This window comes from Roseovarius roseus, assembly GCF_043355935.2.
GTDB lineage: Bacteria > Pseudomonadota > Alphaproteobacteria > Rhodobacterales > Rhodobacteraceae > Roseovarius > Roseovarius roseus.
Genome location: NZ_JBHFPE020000002.1, coordinates 159,434 through 176,923, shown reverse-complemented (window position 1 = coordinate 176,923; position 17,490 = coordinate 159,434). Strand labels below are relative to the sequence as shown.

The window sequence follows — 17,490 nt, the reverse complement described above, 5'->3', positions numbered from 1 at the left end:
TCAAATCAGGCCCGGTGCCAGAGCGGATCAGCCGCGCGCGTCGATGCGCCCCCATGAGATGCGTGACCAGATCCGCTCGTAGAGGAAATAGAGGGTGAGGCCGATTGCAGTGTTGATCACCGCCATTGCGCCGCCCGCGCCCGCCGATCCGGTCATGAGATAGCCGACGAGGCTCATCACGATCAGACCGTTGATGTTCCAGATGATCGCCTTGACCAAAGTGCGGCGGGGCCGTTCCATAGATCCTCCAAGTGATTTCAATGCGTTGATTGGCACCCGGATATCCCAGCCGCCGTGCGGCGCCCATTCTGTTTGTAGTTAACATTTCACTGCATTGGTGATAATTATCACCGATGATGGTCAAAACCGACAAGCGTGCCCGCGCCACCCTCTTTCGCTCGCGCCTCGGCGAGGCGATGGCGATGCGCCGTCTCAGCCAGAGCGCGCTGGCCCGCGCCATTGGCGTCGATCGCTCGACCGTGTCGCAGCTCTTGGCCGGGGCAGGTGCGCGCCTGCCCAATGCGCAGGTCGTGGCAGAATGCGCCCGCGTTCTGGGCATCTCAGCCGATTGGCTGTTGGGGTTGACCGACCGGCCCGAAACGGCGGCGGACATCCTTGCCACCTCGCTGTCGCTGACCGAGGCGCCCCGCGCACTGGTCGATGCGCAGATCTTCGAGTGGCACAAGGAGGCGGCGGGCTACAAGATCCGCCATGTGCCCGCCGCCTTGCCCGACATGCTGAAAACGCGCGCAATGCTGGAATGGGAATACGAGCCGCATCTGGGCCGCAGCACCGATCAGGTGATCGGCGCATCCGAGGATAGGCTGAACTGGATGCGCGGGACGCAATCGGATTACGAGGTGGCCCTGCCGCTGCATGAAATGCAGAGCTTTGCGCGCGGCGAGGGGTATTACCGGGGCCTGCCCCTGCCCGTCCGGCGCGCCCAGATCGCCCGCCTGATCGATGTGACGGAGGCGCTTTATCCTCGGTTGCGCCTGTCGCTCTTCGATGCGCGGCGGGTCTACTCTGCGCCGGTCACGGTTTTCGGCCCGCTTCTGGCGGTGATCTATATCGGGCGCAATTACTTGGCCTTCCGCGATACCGAGCGGGTTCAGGCGCTGACCGGCCACTTCGATCACCTGCTGCGCGAGGCCGCCGTGTCGGACCGCGATATGCCTGACTTCCTGCGCGGCCTTGCGGGCGAGATCGCCGGATAGCCCCGCCGCCGTTCAGAACGGCATCGGATGGGCGCGGTGGGCCGCGTCGATCTCCTCCATCACTTCATCGCTGAGGGTCAGATCGCCCGCGCCCAGCGCGATCTCGAGCTGCTCCATGGTGGTCGCGCCAAAGATGCAAGAGGTCATGAAAGGCCGCGTCAACGTCCATGCCAGAGCCATTTGCGACGGGTCCAGCCCGTGCCGCTTGGCGATGCCCAGATAAGCATCGACCGCTTCGAAGACGCGCGGCGTGATGCGCCCGCCCAGATCCTCAGTGATCGACTTGCGCGAGCCTTTGGGCACCGCACCGCCCTGATATTTCCCCGACAAGAGGCCCGCCGCCAGCGGCGTGAAGGCCAGAAGGCCCACATCCTCATGCACGCTCAGCTCGGCCAGATCGGTGTCATAGAGGCGGCAAAGCAGCGAATATTCGTTCTGGATGCTGGCGACGCGGGGCCAACCATTGGCCTCGGACAGCGCCAGGAACTGCGCGGCGCCCCATGCGCTCTCATTCGAGAGCCCGAAATGGCCGATCGTGCCGCGCGCGACCTCGCGCTCGACTGCCTCAAGCGTGGCATGCATGTCGTCCAGCACCTCAGCGGTATTCTGGGTCGATGGGTCATAGGTCCAGTTCTTGCGAAACATGTAGCTGCCGCGATTGGGCCAGTGGAACTGGTAGAGGTCGATGTGGTCGGTCTGCAGGCGTTTCAGCGAGCCTTCGACCGCTTCGGGGATACTCGCGGCCGAAATGGGCGCGCCGTCGCGCACATGCATCAGGCCGGTGCCCGACACCTTGCTGGCAAGGATCATATCCTTGCGCCGTCCCGTCCGGGCCAGCCATGTGCCGATGATCTCTTCGGTGCGGCCTTGCGTCTCGGCGATCTTGGGGTTGGTCGGATACATCTCGGCAGTGTCGATGAAGTTGACCCCGCGCTCCAGCGCGCGGTCTATCTGGGCATGGCCCTCGGCTTCGGTATTCTGGCTGCCCCAGGTCATCGAGCCGAGGCAAAGCTCGCTCACCATCAGGCCGGTGCGGCCAAGCGGATTCATCTTCATCGCGCGTCGTCCCTTGTTACTTCGCGCGCAGGGTAACGTCTGAGCGCGCGGCGTCACGCGCAAAATGCAGGTTGAGAACATTTAGCGAACAAAATAGCATGAACGCATGTCCGTACTTCCGAATCTCGACACCAGAAAAGGCCACGCGGCCCTGCCCGTTCTGGGCGATATCGCCCTGCCGCTGGCCCGCCTGCACGAGGCATGCGGGCCAGCGCGGCACATGCTGGCCATGCTGATCGCCGCAGCCAGCCAAGGGCCGGTGCTGTGGATCGCGCCCCCGTGGCAGGCGGGCGCGCTGAACCCCGACGGCATGGCCGCCTTTACCGGCCCCGAGCGGTTCATCTGGATCGCACCCGAGCGGCCCGCCGACACCCTCTGGACGCTGGAGGAGGCGCTGCGCAGCGGCGCGGCCCCGCTGGTGGTGGCCGATCTGCCGGGCCCGCCGGGCCTGACGCCGGTGCGGCGCCTGCATCTGGCGGCCGAGGCGGGCGCGGGCCTGGCGCGGCAGATGGGCACCGGCGCGCCCCTTGGCCTGATCCTGACCCCCGGCACCGGCGGCGCACCGGGCATCGAGACGCGCTGGCACATGGCCCCCGCGCATAGCCCCGGCGCGCCGGGATGGAGCCTGACCCGCGCCCGCGCGCGCACCGCGCCGCCCGCCACATGGCATCTGTCGGGCGCACCGGGGCGTTGGCGCATGGACCCGGCACCGGTCTGAAATGCCGGTTGGGCCGCCTGCGGCCTCTGGAGGAGCCTCCGGCGGGGATATTGTCAACGAGATTTTCTTTGGCTGGAGCAGATGGTTACGGGAAAATGCGTTACTTGCATCTACCAACCGATCCACCAACAAAATGGCCAATTTTTTCAGGGCACGACACAGCTCAGGTTTCGTGTGAGAGCTTGTGGACGCCGACTGTGGTAGCATCTCAAAGACTATCTTCTGACTTTGCAAAGGTCCAGAGGTCCTAGCCTAAGGTCGACGTGTTGTTCGGCCTCGGTGCACCGGGGGAGTGCCGCCAACGCATCTTCAGGCAACGAGAGATTGCGGCTGGAACTTGAACGCCACCGGACCCGAAGCGGCTGGCCAGATAACATTGCAACAGCCGCCAACAGTCACAGGAGGCGTGAGTGGTCGATAGATCTGTTAGCCTTTTACTGTTCGGACGCAGCATTGTTTGAAGCCGGCCCCGGAAAAAAACGCGTTTACGCTGCTTAAATTCTTGCCGCTCACCTTCCCTGAACCTGAAGGAGAGTGAAGCGATGCGAAACACAGACTACACCAATCTTGGGCAGAAAGATCGGGATAACACAAAGGACCAAATCGCACGTCTCTCGCTCGCGGGATTGCAAAGATCGACATACGCAGGTGTCTTCGAGGCGGTGCCGTCGCAGAGGCAGACTTGCTGGACCTGCGATCTCATCTTGGATGGTTACAATCGTCGGTTAAACATCACCATCAATCGCAAGGCGGACCCAACACCTGCCGGCGACGCAGTGTGGCGCTACCGAGGTCGGTTGACCGGATTGCACCCCTTATTCCAGCGCCGTGCCTTCGACCTGACGGCCCAACCGGGAACCGGCTCCGCTCTTCGATTGATTGGCCGGCTGGACCTTCGTGTTGCCGTCCTGTGCGTCAGCGTTCTGCCCTGCGTGGGGGCGGATGGAGAGAGGCGAATATTATGCCTCTTGGAGGTTCAGCGCACATCTCTCGGTCATTAGACGTAGCAATACTCACCCTCAAACTCGGGGTGATCACTACACCCCCCGGTCGACAATCGAGGTTCGCAACCGCCAGAAGCTGGTTCTGCCATCACTCGAACGGGATACTGAAGTTTTCAACGCAATTTTTCAAAAATGAGACCATTTCCATGACGCTTTCTGACCGCCACCCGTCCCATGCGGACGACCTCATTCCAATGAACTGCAAAGGTAGTCCATCCGGTCATGAGGATGCCCCCATCTCCATTCAAATGAGCATCCATGCCTTCAAACTTGCGTCCCATTCGAATGCCGCGTTCAGCATCGAAGATCTGATTGAAAGCGGAACCTGGCAAAAATACGAGCGCCGGGCTGCTGCTCTCGCGCGCGCCCATCCCAGAGGGGATCCCTTCAAGGTCTTCCTCTCGCGCCTTGAAGTTGACGATTGGGCCACCTCCAACGCCAGGCAAGCCGATCGCTCTGCGCTGGTTCGCCTTGCCGCCCGCGACGTTCTGGAACTGATGCCAATTTATTGGCGGGAGACCTTGAACCGGATCGAGAGCGCAGAAGAGCAGAAAGAGTGTCTAGGCAGTCTGCGTCCTCATCTGTTCCCCTCGGTCAAACAGCAGATGAAGGACGCAGTCCGGCCGCTCTCTGGGGTGGAGAGAGCTCAGTTGGCGTCCGCGGTTCACTTTTTGATCGAAGTGCCTCCAGATCCGTTCCATGACCAAGCCCGCACCCGAAAACGAGAGGACAAGACCGCGCCAGACACCAGGCGCCGGCGGGATCGGTCGGCTCAGTCAACTTTATCGGCGCTCGGCCATCACGAACGCCGGAAGCGTGACGCTTTTCCCAATTATGATTGGCGCAGCCACTTGTGGACCTCTTCAATCGCAAGGGACCGACATCTGGACATCACGCGGCAGGCGATCTTGGCGACCATGATGCTCACTGGTGCGCGGCCGGCAGAGTTTTCGGAGGATTACGGCGTCGATATTCGTCTTATTGAAGTGGAAGGTGCGGACCGGCTGATCTTCCTGATAAAAGGTGCAAAGTGCATGACACAGCTTCATGAGGCTTTGCCAGCCAAGGGGCAATCGGTCCGTGAGATTGAGATCGCATGCGAGGCGCCTGAGGCAAGATGGCTTCGAGAAACGCTTCGAGATAAAGGCAATCTGCACCTGACCGTGTCGAGCCCGGGCAAGGACGCCAATGGAATTCCGCTGCCGGCGTCGGAAAGGCATCGCCGGGTTTCGGTCAGCCTTGGGAAACTTGTGACCCGATTGGGCAAACTGGCGTTCCCCAGCCTTCGGCATAACCTGACACCTTACGTGTTCCGGCATGCGGTGGCCGCCGACATGAAGAACTCAGACCGGTTCGATTCCGAGATGATCGCCAGCGCCCTCGGCCACCAAACTACTCGAACGCAACGGTCATATGGTCTCAAGAGCAGTGGCCGCAATCTATCTCTGGATCGGATAGAAGCCATAACCCGTGTCTCTGCGGTGAGCCCTGTTCGGGACTGTGGAAGATTGGAAGAGCGGTTTGGATCTGACGCAGGGTAATCACCCATGTTGGGCAGCTATCACCCAACCGAGCTCATCGGGTAAAAGGGCGGAGAGCGGACTTCCTCTGCGGCTGCGCTATTCCTGCTTTTCACCTTGAAGAGCTGACCTTCGACCATTCGACTCCTTATGCATAAATTGGAGGGGGCGCCAAGCGGCTCTGCCATCTCAACGCAATGACGGTGACAGCTTTCTCGCACTACGGTTTTGAGTGATCGGCTTCATTCTCTCCCTCTACTTCGATGGTCCCTTCGTCTGCCTTGGGCTTAACGTCGCGGCGCTCTCGTGGTAACGATGCAACGAAATCTTTGGAAAGGTATTCCTTCATATGGTCGCGCAGCATATCCATCTTGAGGCGTGTGCGGAGCGCATAGATTTCCTCGTCGGGTAGGTCTTCTAGCCCTTCCTCGGATGCCTTAGAGACGTCCGTTGCAATAATGCTGACCTTGGACAGGTTGAGGCGCTGCTGGTTGATTCTCATTATCTCTCCAACTAACAACGCTGCTAGTTTATAAGCCGCACCGATAATTGCAGTGGCTATCACGATGTAGGGGATACGCGTTACAAGGATCGAGAATATCCTCGCGTTCTCATATTCGTCGATTACGGTAGTGAGGTTTGCTGCATTGAAGACTAGCAGCCCGGCCATGATGACCAGAAGAATTATTGGAATCCAAGACAGCTGCCAATACGTCTTAGTATTTTGAGAAGCTTGCGAGACGAACCCGCTTATCTCTGTTGGGAACATGTTGATGTCATCTTGAAGTAATCGTAGTTCCTGTTTCTGCTCGGCAATCTCAGTGGCAAGCCCTGAACGCTCAGCATTTCGTTCCGCGATATGCTCTTTGATCGCCTCCGCTTGTTCTTCCAGAGTGACAGCGGTTTCTTCGCGTTTTTTGACGTCTGCAACCAGTCCATTTCGTTCCTCTGTCAGGCGGCCAATCTGATTGTTCAGGTCTGTAACAGTCCCTTTAGCTTCGGTTATTTTACCGTTCAGCTCATCGCGTTCTTGGCGCAAGGTATCGAGTTTGGCGTTTGCTTCTTCCGCACTTTTGATAGCGCGTTCACTATCCTTAACAATGTCTGATTTGAACCGGTCTAGACGTGTAACAAGACGAACAAACTCTTCTAATTCACCAGACTGGAAGCCTATTAGAGAGACGGAATTCAATTTAGCTGCTGTCCACCATTTCTTCGGCGGCCGGAATGAAACTGACCTAATCAACTGATTAACGTTGCAGCGGTATGTAGTGTCAGAATCCCTTGAGATTTCCTGTCTTATTTCACCACCTTGTGCCATTTCCCATTTTACTTCGAAAGTGTCGTAGGAGGTATAGTTCTCCATAACAATGACAATTTCACACAAGAAAACGGGTTCTGAAAACTCATAGTCGAACCAGCGGTTGGCGCCGTCCATTGGCTCTTTCGCACCAGAGTTTGCAGCCAGCTTTGTGGTCTTGTTGGTGCGTCTATTAAGTAGTTCGAACGGTAGATTGGTGGCAGACTCAACGCCACTTTCTCTAAGTTGGTTCAGCTTGTCATTGGCGCCACTCAGGTCGACTTTATCCATAATTAAGTATCTCTTTTCTTTACGATAACTTTGGCCTGCGCCTCAACTCTTACAAAATATAACGACACCACTGTTATCTTTGTAGTAAAATATGAAGGCGCATGCAGCCCGCCCCCAATTGGGAGCAACGGCGGGTTCGGGATGCTGCGTTCCAACAATTTAATTTGTCACCAAGGTCAGCAGAGGGTCGAAAACACCTCTCCCAACGTTTTCCGCGATGTCACGAAAGCGTTTTTTCAAAAGCGGGTGCGAGGCTGTCCGGTCCGCGTTTTACACGTAGTTGAGAGTGACCATCGCCAGCACGATGTAGCGCCCGCCTTTCGCGAAAGTCACGATGAGCACGAAGCGCCAGAATGGCTCTTTCAGCAGGCCCGCGGCCAGGGTCAACGGGTCTCCGACGATGGGCAACCAGCTGCCCAGCAGACTCCAGAACCCCCATTTTCGATACCAACCGGAGGCGCGCTCAATCTGCTTTGGAGACACCGGGAGCCAGCGCCGATCAGCAAAGTGAGCGAGGTATCGCCCGAAAATCCAATTGACTACAGAGCCGAGAACATTCCCGGCTGTGGCCACCAAAATCACCAGCCAGACGGGATGGCTGCCAGTCCAAAGTAGACCTGCCAGCACAGCCTCGGACTGGGCGGGGATCAGAGTGGCAGCGAGGAAGGCCGCTGAAAACAGGCCAAAGAGTGACAGCATGTCAGCCGCGCATGGGCCAATGGCGATGCAGATCGTCGATGATGATTTCGTGCCGGTGAACCTTGCCGACTTGCCCCTCAAGATGCGGATGATCAGGCGGCAGGTCCGGGTGCTCATGAGGCAGACTATCCAGCGCTTTGGCGGGCCAGAACCGAAGTGCCGCCCCGATGCCGATCGCCGCCAGACCGGCCAGCACCAAGAGCGCGGGCAACGTTCCGAACGCGGTCATCAACCAGCCGGACAGCGGATAGGTCAGCAGCCAGCAAGCATGGGACAGCGCAAATTGCGCGGCGAAGATCGCGGGGCGGTCCTCCGGGTGTGCAGAGCGGCGTAGGAGGCGGCCTGAGGGCGTCAGCACGGCCGAGTTGCCCAAGCCGATCAGCAGCCAGACAAACAGCAGAAGCGGCCAGCTCAACCCGAAGACCAGGATGACGCCTGCGATCCCCAGCAGCGCGGCGACCATGAGCCATGCGCCGGCCACCATCATCGGTCTGTCAGGCAACCTGTCGAGCAAGCGCGGCAGGGCAAGCGCCGAAATCATGCTTCCTGCCCCGAAGGCGAACATGGTCCAGGCCAGGGCGGTATCATCGAGCCCCAGTTGCCCTCGCACGAGAACCACGGAGTTGACGAGAACCATCGCGCCTGCGGAAGCGACAGCCAGATTCAGGCCCAGCAGTCCGCGCAGCCGCGGAGTGGCGAGGTAGATGCGGATGCCCCGGGTGGTCCGGTCATAGATCCCGCGCGGCTTCGTCGCCTTGGGACTGGGCAGGATGACCGACAGCACCAGCAGTGCAGAAGCAACAAAGCCCGCGACAGTGCCGAGAAACAGCGTGTTGTAACTCATCACCGCTAGCAGCATCGCGGCCAGGGCGGGCGAGACGATATTCTCCAGATCATAGGCCAGGCGCGACAGTGAGAGCGCACGGGTATAGCGCGCCTCGTCCGGCAGGACATCGGGGATCGTTGCCTGAAATGTGGGCGTGAAGGCGGCAGAGGCCGACTGCAGCAGGAAGATCAGAACATAGACCTGCCAGATTTCGGTGACGAAGGGCAGCGCCAGTGCCACCGCCGCCCGGATCAGATCCAGGGTGACCAGCATGGCGCGGCGCGGAAGGCGGTCGGCAAATGCGCCTGCGATCGGTGCGATGCCGACATAAGCCACCATCTTGATCGTGAAGACGGTGCCGAGCACGAGCGCGGCCCGGTCTCCCGCAAGATCAAAAGCCAAGAGGCCAAGCGCCATCGTCGCAAGGCCGGTGCCAAGGAGCGCCACGACCTGCGCCAGGAAAAGATGCCGGTAGGTTCGATCAGCGAGAATGGCCAGCATGGTGCGCTCACAGATAGCGGGTGATCGCCTTGAGTTCAGCACGATCGGTCTCTGATCCGTCGATATTGAGGCAGTGGTCAATATGCTCATGTATCAGCACGCGCTTGGCATTCGTCACGGCCTTCTCGACAGCCTGAAGCTGCTGGGCGACGTCGAGGCAGGGTTTGCCATCCTCCAACATCGCGATAACCGAGCGAAGGTGACCGTCGGCACGTTTCAGCCGGGCAATGAGCGCAGGATGACTTGCATGAGTGTGTGTGTCTGACATACTAGTGTCGTATCCTCCCAGGGGGGATAGAACAAGATAGCGCAGTGACGGCGCTGCAAACAAATAGAGCGGACAGGCAGGCTTGATGACAGCTTCACGTAGACTCGGAAAAGCCGCCTTCGCGACGCTTCTCTGCGTGGCCGTTCTTGTCTGGTCAATCATGCCCACGACGTCCCATGTCCCCACGGTGCTGGATGTGCTCCAGGAGCACTCGGAAACGATTGCAGAGCATGGGCATTCGCACGGACTCGAGGAAGACCTTGCTTGGGCCATGCACGGACACAGCCATGACAGCGTCGATCATGATCACAGTCAGGCACTGGTGCTTGCCCACGATCCTGCCGGTCAACCGCTGGATATCTACAAGGCAGCATGGCGGCTGAGTTCGGCCTTCGCTCATCCTCTGAGAATGGACCTGATCGAACGACCACCGCGCGTGTGATCGCCCGCGCCTCTCGGGCGCCATCGATCATTCCAACCATTCGCGGAGTTCAATCCATGAAAACAGTCCATCTGGGCTGGACCGATCCAGGTATGCGCCGGATCGTGGTCCTGTCCGCCATCACACTCTCATTGCTCTTTCTAAGCACGGGCCATGCGCTTGCCCATAACGTCACGCCCGGGGATGCGGGCTATATCCAGGAGATCTGGGGGGTGAACATCATTCCCTTCATGTATCTCGGGGCCAAACATATGGTTACCGGCTACGATCACATCCTGTTCCTGCTGGGTGTCGTCTTCTTTCTCTACAAGATGAAAGATGTCGGCATCTACGTCAGCATCTTCGCTGTCGGCCATTCAACGACAATGTTGGCGGGTGTCTGGTTTGGCTGGGGCATCAACGCCTACATCGTCGATGCGATCATCGGCCTCTCGGTCGTCTACAAGGCCCTCGACAATCTGGGTGCATACCAACGCTGGTTCGGGGTCCAGCCCAACACTAAGGCCGCGACACTGATCTTCGGTTTTTTCCACGGAACGGGCCTGGCTACCAAGATCCTCGACTACGATATCGCGTCGGAAGGGCTGCTGGCCAATCTTCTGGCGTTCAATGTGGGAGTCGAGCTGGGCCAACTAATGGCACTTGGCGTCATCCTCATCGTCATGGGCTACTGGCGGAAATCCCCGAATTTCTTCCGCCAGGCCTACACCGCCAACGTCGTCATGATGTCCATGGGGTTCATCCTCATGGGCCTTCAGATCACCGGCTATTTCGTAGCCACCTGAGAAATAGGAGACCCAAATGTTCAACGCAGAAAAACCAAGTCTTGAAGAGCTGCCGAGCTCCACGCAACTGCTCCGGTCTACCGCGATCGCCGCCGCCAGCGCGGCCGCAATCTTGATCACAGTGGTGCTTCCAGCCGAATACAACATCGATCCGACCGGGATCGGTGGTGTGCTCGGGTTGGCGGAGATGGGCGAGATCAAGGTCCAGCTGGCAGAAGAGGCCGAAGCCGACAGGCTGTTGGAGCTCGGCACAGAGGATCAGTCCAGCTTGATGGGTGACATCTTCGGGATTTTTGTCGGCAGCGCATATGCGCAAGAGGTCGAAGGCTGGCGCGATGAAACAAGCTTTACGCTTGCCCCCGGCGACTCAGCAGAGTGGAAACTCGTTATGGAAGAAGGCCAGAAGGTGGAATACCGAATGCTCGTCGAAGGCGGTCGCGTGAACTTCGACATGCATGGCCATGGTGGTGGGCAGTCGGTGACCTATGACAAGGGCCGCGGCTCCACCGGAGACGAAGGCGAACTTGTCGCCGAGTTCGACGGCGAACACGGTTGGTTCTGGCGCAACCGCGACAGCTCGGAGGCCACCGTCACTGTTCAGGTGCGCGGCGAATACGCCGAGTTCAAGGACGCCAGCTGAAGGCTGGGCTGCCGGTGCTTTGCTAGCGAGCACCGGCAGCCATTAGGCGCAGAAGCCAAGATTTTTGCACGCATCACAAATGTAGATGACCGGGAAATTCTTCGGCGAAGCGAGAAGCGTAGAATTCCTGTGCTCCGCCGAAGGACCGCCAATCGTTGGCGGTGAGGATCCGACGGAGCGCTGCCTCTGACGGGAGCGAAATTTTCTTAAGACCAGAACGGGTAAGCATGCAATCCACATGGCCCGCAGGCGCGCTCCATCGCGCCCTGTGGAGGTTCGGACGTTGGGGTATTTCGCACGCGTCATCCCCCTCATCGAAGAGCCCGGATCAGATGCGGGGTTCGTTCCCCCAATCGGTTTCCGAATTGGCAATCTGAGCGGGAAGAAGCCTCTTCCCGCCCTATCTGCGGGTTACCCGCTGGACTACTCAGGCATCATGCCGCCGATTGCATACATGCCATCGGCGCCCTTGATCAGCATGAGGGTCACTGTATCGCCCTCAGCGATGTCGCCCATCATTTGAGCGTCCTCTGTCACAGGCAGATCCATAGTCATAGCGGGCCAGCCGATTTCGGGGATCGGCTCATGGCTGACATTGGCCATGCCATCGCTCAGGGAGTTCAGCGTAGCCGTGGTGTGGACAGCGCCCCTCATTTGTTCTGCGCTCATGTTCATCTCCGAATGATCCATTTTAGTGTGGTCCATTTCGCTGCTGGTCTGGGCGATAGCAGGGCCAGTTAACATGCCAAGGGCGATCGTGAGGAGAAGAGGTTTCATGGGATATCCTTTCAGGTCAGGGAAGGGTCCGGCCTTCATTCGGCCGGGGTTTGCGCTGCATCCGGCGTGGCCGGTGTCAGCAATTCGCGGTTGACCCGTTTCAGGGCCAGCCGTTTCCAGATCACGAAGATCGACGGAATGACGAAGAGGGTGAGGAGGGTTGCGGTAGCCATGCCGCCCACCATCGGGGCGGCGATGCGCTGCATGATCTCCGAGCCTGTGCCAGTGCCATACATAATCGGGATCAGTCCAGCGAAGATGGTCGCAACGGTCATCACCTTGGGCCGCACGCGCAATAACGCCCCCTCGAAGACAACCTCCTCGACGTCCAGCGGTGTCATCTCGCGCCGCTCCTGCGAAGCCTCGCCTCTCCGCTTCTCCCAAGCGAGGTTGAGGTAGAGCAGCATCACGATCGCCGTCTCGACAGCTACGCCCGCCAGCGCGATGAAGCCGACCAATACGGCCACAGAGATGTCGAAGCTGAGATACCAAAGGAACCAGACGCCGCCCGCCAAAGCGACGGGCAGCGCGGCGAGGATGATGCCCACCTCGATCACCCGGTTGAAGGCCATGAACAGCATCAGCGTGATGATCAGCAGGGTGGCCGGGCCAACAAGTTTCAGCCGCTCCTGCATCCGCTCGATATATTCATACTGGCCTGACCATGTGATCGAATAGCCCGGCGGCAGGGTGACCTCTTCGGCCACCAACGCGCGTGCCTCCTGAACGTAACCTCCCAGATCGCGCCCCGCTATATCGACAAAAACAAAGCCGGTGCGCCGCGCGTTTTCCGAGCGGATCATGCCGGGGCCGTCTTCGATGCTGATCTCGGTCAGGGTGCCCAGCGGGATATGCGCGCCCTGCGGCGTGACGACGGGCAGATCGCGCAGCGCCTCGGGGCTGCTGCGCCAGTCCTGTGGGTAGCGTAGGTTGATGGGATAGCGCTCAAGGCCCTCGACGGATTCCGACACCTGCATGCCGCCGATAGCGGTCTGCACGATGTCCTGCACATCCCGCACACTCATCCCGTAGCGCGCGGCCGCGTCTCGGTCGGGGTTGATCTCGATGAAGCGCCCGCCGATGGGACGCTCGGCATAGGCCGAGGCGGTGCCTTTGATGCCGCCGACCACGCGCTCGACCTCGATCCCGATCTGCTCGATTACTTTCAGGTCCGCACCGGATATCTTGACGCCGACGGGTGTCTTGATGCCGGTCGCCAGCATGTCGATGCGGTTCTTGATGGGTTGGATCCAGACGTTTGTGACGCCGGGAATTTGCACCGCGCGGTCCAGTGCATCGCGAATGCGGTCCATCGTCATGCCCTCGCGCCATTCGGCTTCGGGCTTCAGCTGGATCGTCGTCTCGATCATCGTCAGCGGCGCAGGATCGGTGGCCGTGTCAGCGCGGCCCAGCTTGCCGTGGACAGTCTCGACTTCGGGAATGGTGGCGATCATCCGGTCGCTCTGTTGGAGCACCTCACGAGCCTTGCCGATGGAGACGCCCGGATAGAGCGTCGGCATGTAGAGGAAATCGCCCTCGTTCAGCTCGGGCATGAACTCGGTCCCGATCCTTTGCAGCGGCCACCACATGGACGCGACCAAAAGGCCCGCCAGAAGGGTCGTGGCCCAAGGCCACGCGACGGCCGCGTCAAGGAAGGGTCGGTAAATCCAGATGATCAGCCGGTTCAGCGGGTTCTTGCGCTCGGGGATGATGCGCCCGCGCACGAAATAGCCCATCAATACGGGCACCAGCGTGATCGACAGGATCGCGGCGGCGGCCATCGCATAGGTCTTGGTAAATGCGAGCGGCTTGAAGAGGCGCCCTTCCTGGCTCTCGAGCACGAAGACCGGCAGAAAACTGACCGTGATGATGGCCAGCGAATAAAAGAGAGCTGGCCCCACTTCTGAGGCGCACTCGCTGACGATACGCCACCTGTTCTCGGGTGTGATCTTCTCCTTCTCAAGCCGTCGGTGCATCGCCTCAATCATCACGATGGCGGCGTCCACCATGGCGCCAATGGCGATGGCGATGCCGCCCAGCGACATGATGTTGGCATTCACCCCTTGAAACTTCATCACGATGAAGGCCGCCGCGATACCAAGGGGCAGCGAGACGAGGATCACCAGGGACGAGCGGATGTGCAGCAGGAACGCTGCGCAGACGAGGATGACGACGATGAATTCCTCGGTCAGCTTCTTTTGTAGGTTTTCGATTGCCCGCTCAATCACGCCTGCGCGGTTGTAGGTCGTGACGATCTCGACGCCCTCGGGCAGGCTGCTGCGCAGTTCCTCCATCCGCGCCTCGACCGCCTTGATCGTGCTGAGCGCGTTGCCGCCCCAGCGCAGGATCACCACACCGCCCACGGCGTCGCCCTCGCCATTCAGCTCGCCTACGCCGCGGCGCATCTCAGGTCCAAGGCGAATATCGGCGATGTCGCCAATCGTCAGGGCCGCGCCCCGATCATTGACCATCAGCGGGGCCTTGGCGATATCGGCCAGCTCGTCGACATAGCCCGTCGAGCGGACCATGAACTCGGCCTCGCCCATTTCGATCACGCTGCCACCGGTTTCGCGGTTGGCGTTCTCTATGGCGGACCTGATCTGGCCCAGCGTCACGTCATAGGCACGCAGCTTGTCCGGATCGACGACGACTTGGTATTGCTTGACCATGCCGCCGATCGTGGCGACCTCGGAGACGCCCTCGACGGTCTGCAGTTCGTATTTCAGGAACCAGTCCTGCAGGCTGCGCAGCTCCGAGAGGTCATGCCCCCCGGTTCGGTCAATCAGCGCATACTGATAGATCCAGCCGACGCCGGTGGCATCGGGGCCCAGCTCGGGCGAGGCCCCCTCAGGCAGGTTCGACGTGATCTGCGCGAGATACTCCAAAACGCGGCTGCGCGCCCAGTAAAGGTCTGTGCCATCCTCGAAGACGACATAGACGTAGCTGTCGCCGAAAAAGGAAAAGCCGCGCACGTCGCGGGCGCCCGGAACGGCCAGCATGGCAGTGGCGATGGGATAGGTGATCTGGTCCTCGACCACCTGCGGCGCCTGGCCCGCATAGGGCGTGCGCACGATCACCTGCACGTCCGACAGATCGGGAATGGCGTCCACCGGAGTCGAGCGGATGGCCCACACGCCTACGACGCCCATCATGATCGCCAGCGCGAGGATGATGACGCGGTTGGCGATGGACGCCTTAATGATGGCGCGGATCATTCGCCTGCCCCCTCTGTGATGCCCACGAGGGTCATTGAGAAGTCAGGGTTGCGGCGCAGCTCCAGGGTAACATCCTCGCCCGTGGGGAGCGTTGCGGCATTGACCGAAGGATCAATCGCGAAATCCATGGTCATCCCCGGCATTCCGATCTCGGTCATCGGTCCGTGCGTGATGTTGGCCTGGCCCGTCACGGCGTCGACTGAATTGATCGTGCCGCTCACCTCCATTGGTGGAATGACGGGTTCGGCCTTATCCAGCACCATCGTCATGCCGTCCGGCCGCGCGAAGGTTAGGATCATGTCCTGACCGGTGACCAGGCTGCTCGTGTCCAGCGTCTTGGCCAAGCCAAAGTCCATCGTCATTCCGGGCATGCCGATCTCGCTAATGGGGCCATGGCTGATGGTCGCCTTACGCGCGCCCGCATCGACGGCGTCGATGGTGCCGGTGACGGTGATGGGCGGCACCTCCATGGCGCCCTTTATTTCGGAGTGGGACATATCCATTTCCTCGTCCATCCCCTCGGCGCGCACCGCGACGATGGTGAAGAGACCGTCCGCGCCCTTCGACAGATCGAACTCCACAGGCGCGTCGATGGGCACCGAACCCGGATCGAAACCCGCGACCGGCATGTCCATCTCCATCGCCGGCCAACCGAGGGCCGGAATGGGGTCGTGCGACAGCGCCAACTTGCCATCCGGTGTTACTGCCGTGACCCGGCCCGTGCCGGTCGCCGCAACACCGTCATCGGTGCCAAGCATGGTCAGCCCCAAGAGGCCATCCGCGCCGCGCACCGCGCGAAACGCGACCTCCTGCCCCACTTCCAGCCCGTCCAACGGGACATCAGCGCGCAGGGTGAAGTCGGTGGTCATCGTGGGCCAGTCCAGCGCCTCGAGCGCGCCGTGGCGGATCGTGGCCACGCGTGCCTCGGCATCGAGCGCGACGAGCGTGCCCGTGCCGGGGGCGGGCGCCGCCTCGGTCGGGGCCATGCGCATCATGCCTGCGTTCAGCGCGCTTTCGCTGTCGATCAGGAACTGCGCCGAGGCGACGACTTCTTCGCCGGGTGCAAGACCTTGCATAACCTCGGTGCGCCCGCCCTCGCCGAAGGCGTCGCGCAGACCGGTTGTCACGAGGCGCGGCTTGAAGGTGCCGTCACCCGTTTTCAAGACCACGCGCTCGGCCGAGCCGGTGCGGATAATCGCCTCGGACGGCACTGTCAGGGCCATCCGGTCGTCGCTGGGCATCAGGCTGATCTTGCTGAACATGCCGGGGCGCAGCGCGCCGTCGGAATTGTCGAATTTCAGTCGAACAGGCAGGGTGCGGGTTTCGGGGTCGAGTTCGGGATAGATGTAGTCGATCTGGCCTTCAAAGGCGCGTGTGGGCAGATGCTCGAATCGGGCGGCGGCGCGCATATCCTCGTTCAGTCGCGCGATATCGCGCTCGAACACATCTACGATTAGCCAGACGGCGCTGGGATCGCTTAGCGATACCGCGCGCGTGCCAGGCTGCAGATACATCCCCTCGGCGGCCTCGAGCGAGATCACGACACCGTCCTGTGGCGCAAGGACCTCGATATTACGGGCCAGGGTGCGGCTTTCCTCGATCTGGGTGATCTGCCGGTCAGACATGCCCTGACTGCGAAGCGCGTTGCGCGCTGCATCGATGATGCGCGAGTTTCCGGCCTCGAGCGCGCGGATCAGATCGCTGCTGGACGAGCCGATGACGGGCGAGAACATTTCGAAGAGAACGTCGCCTTTGGTCACCGGATCCCCGATGGCGCGCACGTTCATGACCTCAATCCAACCCTCGACACGGGTATGGACGTGACTGGTCAGATGCTCGTCATACTCGACAAATCCGACGGTCTCGACCTTGCGTGCCACGTTCTCGCGCCGGGCAAAGGCGGTGCGCACGCCGATCGCATTGATTTCGGCGCCCGAGAGCATCACCTCGGCGGGATCGCCCGCGGCTTCCTGACCGGCATAGACCGGGATCAGATCCATCCCCATAGGCGATTTGCCGGGGCCGGGTTGACGGAAGTTCGGATCCATGGGTGCGACCCAATAAAGAGCCTCTTCTCCACCCGCGCCCGCCTCATCAGACGGATTCAGGTGCAGTCTTTCAAGATAGATACCGCCCGCCGCGCCCGCGACGAGGGCAAGTGCGGCCAAAGCCGAATAACGTCCACGCATGTTTGCCTCTGATGCGATCACCCGTTGGGGTGCCGCCTAATT

Annotated in this window: 15 protein-coding genes; 6 read left to right on the top strand and 9 right to left on the bottom strand. The window is 60.5% G+C overall.

Translation table 11 applies throughout. The features are described from left to right. Nucleotides 1–27: 27 nt before the first annotated feature. Entirely contained in the window at nucleotides 28–240 is a 213-nt protein-coding gene (locus ACEWPL_RS04745; protein WP_393933660.1) for a DUF2061 domain-containing protein, read from the bottom strand. A gap of 113 nt (nucleotides 241–353) precedes the next feature. Between ACEWPL_RS04745 and ACEWPL_RS04740 the strand changes: the two genes are divergently transcribed. Continuing rightward, nucleotides 354–1,217, top strand: coding sequence for a helix-turn-helix domain-containing protein (locus ACEWPL_RS04740; protein WP_393933659.1), 864 nt, complete (start codon nucleotides 354–356; stop codon nucleotides 1,215–1,217). A gap of 12 nt (nucleotides 1,218–1,229) precedes the next feature. Here the strand turns inward: ACEWPL_RS04740 and ACEWPL_RS04735 are convergent, their stop codons facing one another. Continuing rightward, a complete protein-coding gene (locus ACEWPL_RS04735) occupies nucleotides 1,230–2,273 on the bottom strand; it encodes an aldo/keto reductase (RefSeq protein ID WP_393933657.1) in 1,044 nt (347 codons plus the stop codon). Between the two features lie 106 nt (nucleotides 2,274–2,379). On the opposite strand from ACEWPL_RS04735, the gene ACEWPL_RS04730 reads away from it, so the two are divergent. Both ACEWPL_RS04730 and ACEWPL_RS04725 read left to right on the top strand, forming a co-directional pair. Beyond that, nucleotides 2,380–2,991 (top strand): ImuA family protein, encoded by a 612-nt coding sequence (locus tag ACEWPL_RS04730; protein ID WP_393933655.1) that lies wholly within the window; start codon nucleotides 2,380–2,382, stop codon nucleotides 2,989–2,991. Nucleotides 2,992–4,141: 1,150 nt separating this feature from the next. Continuing rightward, a complete protein-coding gene (locus ACEWPL_RS04725) occupies nucleotides 4,142–5,536 on the top strand; it encodes a site-specific integrase (RefSeq protein ID WP_076530836.1) in 1,395 nt (464 codons plus the stop codon). A 199-nt stretch (nucleotides 5,537–5,735) separates the two neighbouring features. On the opposite strand, the gene ACEWPL_RS04720 is transcribed toward ACEWPL_RS04725, so the two are convergent. The 4 genes from ACEWPL_RS04720 to ACEWPL_RS04705 form a co-directional block, all read right to left on the bottom strand. Further along, nucleotides 5,736–7,106, bottom strand: coding sequence for a hypothetical protein (locus ACEWPL_RS04720; protein WP_076530834.1), 1,371 nt, complete (start codon nucleotides 7,104–7,106; stop codon nucleotides 5,736–5,738). A 270-nt stretch (nucleotides 7,107–7,376) separates the two neighbouring features. Beyond that, nucleotides 7,377–7,805, bottom strand: a complete 429-nt coding sequence (locus tag ACEWPL_RS04715; RefSeq protein WP_076530833.1) for a YqaA family protein — start codon at nucleotides 7,803–7,805, stop codon at nucleotides 7,377–7,379. Nucleotide 7,806: 1 nt separating this feature from the next. Further along, a complete protein-coding gene (locus ACEWPL_RS04710; protein ID WP_076530831.1) occupies nucleotides 7,807–9,132 on the bottom strand; it encodes an MFS transporter in 1,326 nt (441 codons plus the stop codon). Between the two features lie 7 nt (nucleotides 9,133–9,139). Continuing rightward, nucleotides 9,140–9,400: a metal-sensing transcriptional repressor gene (locus tag ACEWPL_RS04705; RefSeq protein ID WP_076530830.1), complete on the bottom strand. Its 261-nt coding sequence runs from the start codon at nucleotides 9,398–9,400 to the stop codon at nucleotides 9,140–9,142. A gap of 85 nt (nucleotides 9,401–9,485) precedes the next feature. Here ACEWPL_RS04705 and ACEWPL_RS04700 point away from each other — a divergent pair, with 85 nt between their 5' ends. Genes ACEWPL_RS04700 through ACEWPL_RS04690 form a run of 3 tightly spaced genes read left to right on the top strand, consistent with a single transcriptional unit; the run spans nucleotide 9,486 to nucleotide 11,267 of the window. Continuing rightward, nucleotides 9,486–9,842 carry a hypothetical protein gene (locus tag ACEWPL_RS04700; protein ID WP_083686959.1) on the top strand — a complete coding sequence of 119 codons (357 nt, stop codon included), beginning with the start codon at nucleotides 9,486–9,488 and terminating at the stop codon, nucleotides 9,840–9,842. A gap of 56 nt (nucleotides 9,843–9,898) precedes the next feature. Then, nucleotides 9,899–10,627, top strand: a complete 729-nt coding sequence (locus ACEWPL_RS04695) for a HupE/UreJ family protein (RefSeq protein WP_076530828.1) — start codon at nucleotides 9,899–9,901, stop codon at nucleotides 10,625–10,627. A 16-nt stretch (nucleotides 10,628–10,643) separates the two neighbouring features. Further along, nucleotides 10,644–11,267 (top strand): transmembrane anchor protein, encoded by a 624-nt coding sequence (locus ACEWPL_RS04690; protein WP_076530827.1) that lies wholly within the window; start codon nucleotides 10,644–10,646, stop codon nucleotides 11,265–11,267. 423 nt (nucleotides 11,268–11,690) lie between these two features. On the opposite strand, the gene ACEWPL_RS04685 is transcribed toward ACEWPL_RS04690, so the two are convergent. From ACEWPL_RS04685 to ACEWPL_RS04675, 3 genes are read right to left on the bottom strand one after another with little or no spacing between them, the layout of a single operon-like run. Continuing rightward, nucleotides 11,691–12,044, bottom strand: a complete 354-nt coding sequence (locus ACEWPL_RS04685) for a copper-binding protein (RefSeq protein WP_076530825.1) — start codon at nucleotides 12,042–12,044, stop codon at nucleotides 11,691–11,693. A 35-nt stretch (nucleotides 12,045–12,079) separates the two neighbouring features. Next, a complete protein-coding gene (locus ACEWPL_RS04680) occupies nucleotides 12,080–15,259 on the bottom strand; it encodes an efflux RND transporter permease subunit (protein WP_076530824.1) in 3,180 nt (1,059 codons plus the stop codon). Next, entirely contained in the window at nucleotides 15,256–17,448 is a 2,193-nt protein-coding gene (locus ACEWPL_RS04675; RefSeq protein ID WP_076530822.1) for an efflux RND transporter periplasmic adaptor subunit, read from the bottom strand. The genes ACEWPL_RS04680 and ACEWPL_RS04675 overlap by 4 nt, the downstream gene beginning before the upstream one ends. Nucleotides 17,449–17,490: the final 42 nt, after the last annotated feature.

What these genes read in the sequence shown, in the direction of transcription:
- ACEWPL_RS04745 (WP_393933660.1), bottom strand. Translation starts at nt 240, where the DNA reads ATGGAACGGCCCCGCCGCACTTTGGTCAAGGCGATCATCTGGAACATC.
- ACEWPL_RS04740 (WP_393933659.1), top strand. Translation starts at nt 354, where the DNA reads ATGATGGTCAAAACCGACAAGCGTGCCCGCGCCACCCTCTTTCGCTCG.
- ACEWPL_RS04735 (WP_393933657.1), bottom strand. Translation starts at nt 2,273, where the DNA reads ATGAAGATGAATCCGCTTGGCCGCACCGGCCTGATGGTGAGCGAGCTT.
- ACEWPL_RS04730 (WP_393933655.1), top strand. Translation starts at nt 2,380, where the DNA reads ATGTCCGTACTTCCGAATCTCGACACCAGAAAAGGCCACGCGGCCCTG.
- ACEWPL_RS04725 (WP_076530836.1), top strand. Translation starts at nt 4,142, where the DNA reads ATGACGCTTTCTGACCGCCACCCGTCCCATGCGGACGACCTCATTCCA.
- ACEWPL_RS04720 (WP_076530834.1), bottom strand. Translation starts at nt 7,106, where the DNA reads ATGGATAAAGTCGACCTGAGTGGCGCCAATGACAAGCTGAACCAACTT.
- ACEWPL_RS04715 (WP_076530833.1), bottom strand. Translation starts at nt 7,805, where the DNA reads ATGCTGTCACTCTTTGGCCTGTTTTCAGCGGCCTTCCTCGCTGCCACT.
- ACEWPL_RS04710 (WP_076530831.1), bottom strand. Translation starts at nt 9,132, where the DNA reads ATGCTGGCCATTCTCGCTGATCGAACCTACCGGCATCTTTTCCTGGCG.
- ACEWPL_RS04705 (WP_076530830.1), bottom strand. Translation starts at nt 9,400, where the DNA reads ATGTCAGACACACACACTCATGCAAGTCATCCTGCGCTCATTGCCCGG.
- ACEWPL_RS04700 (WP_083686959.1), top strand. Translation starts at nt 9,486, where the DNA reads ATGACAGCTTCACGTAGACTCGGAAAAGCCGCCTTCGCGACGCTTCTC.
- ACEWPL_RS04695 (WP_076530828.1), top strand. Translation starts at nt 9,899, where the DNA reads ATGAAAACAGTCCATCTGGGCTGGACCGATCCAGGTATGCGCCGGATC.
- ACEWPL_RS04690 (WP_076530827.1), top strand. Translation starts at nt 10,644, where the DNA reads ATGTTCAACGCAGAAAAACCAAGTCTTGAAGAGCTGCCGAGCTCCACG.
- ACEWPL_RS04685 (WP_076530825.1), bottom strand. Translation starts at nt 12,044, where the DNA reads ATGAAACCTCTTCTCCTCACGATCGCCCTTGGCATGTTAACTGGCCCT.
- ACEWPL_RS04680 (WP_076530824.1), bottom strand. Translation starts at nt 15,259, where the DNA reads ATGATCCGCGCCATCATTAAGGCGTCCATCGCCAACCGCGTCATCATC.
- ACEWPL_RS04675 (WP_076530822.1), bottom strand. Translation starts at nt 17,448, where the DNA reads ATGCGTGGACGTTATTCGGCTTTGGCCGCACTTGCCCTCGTCGCGGGC.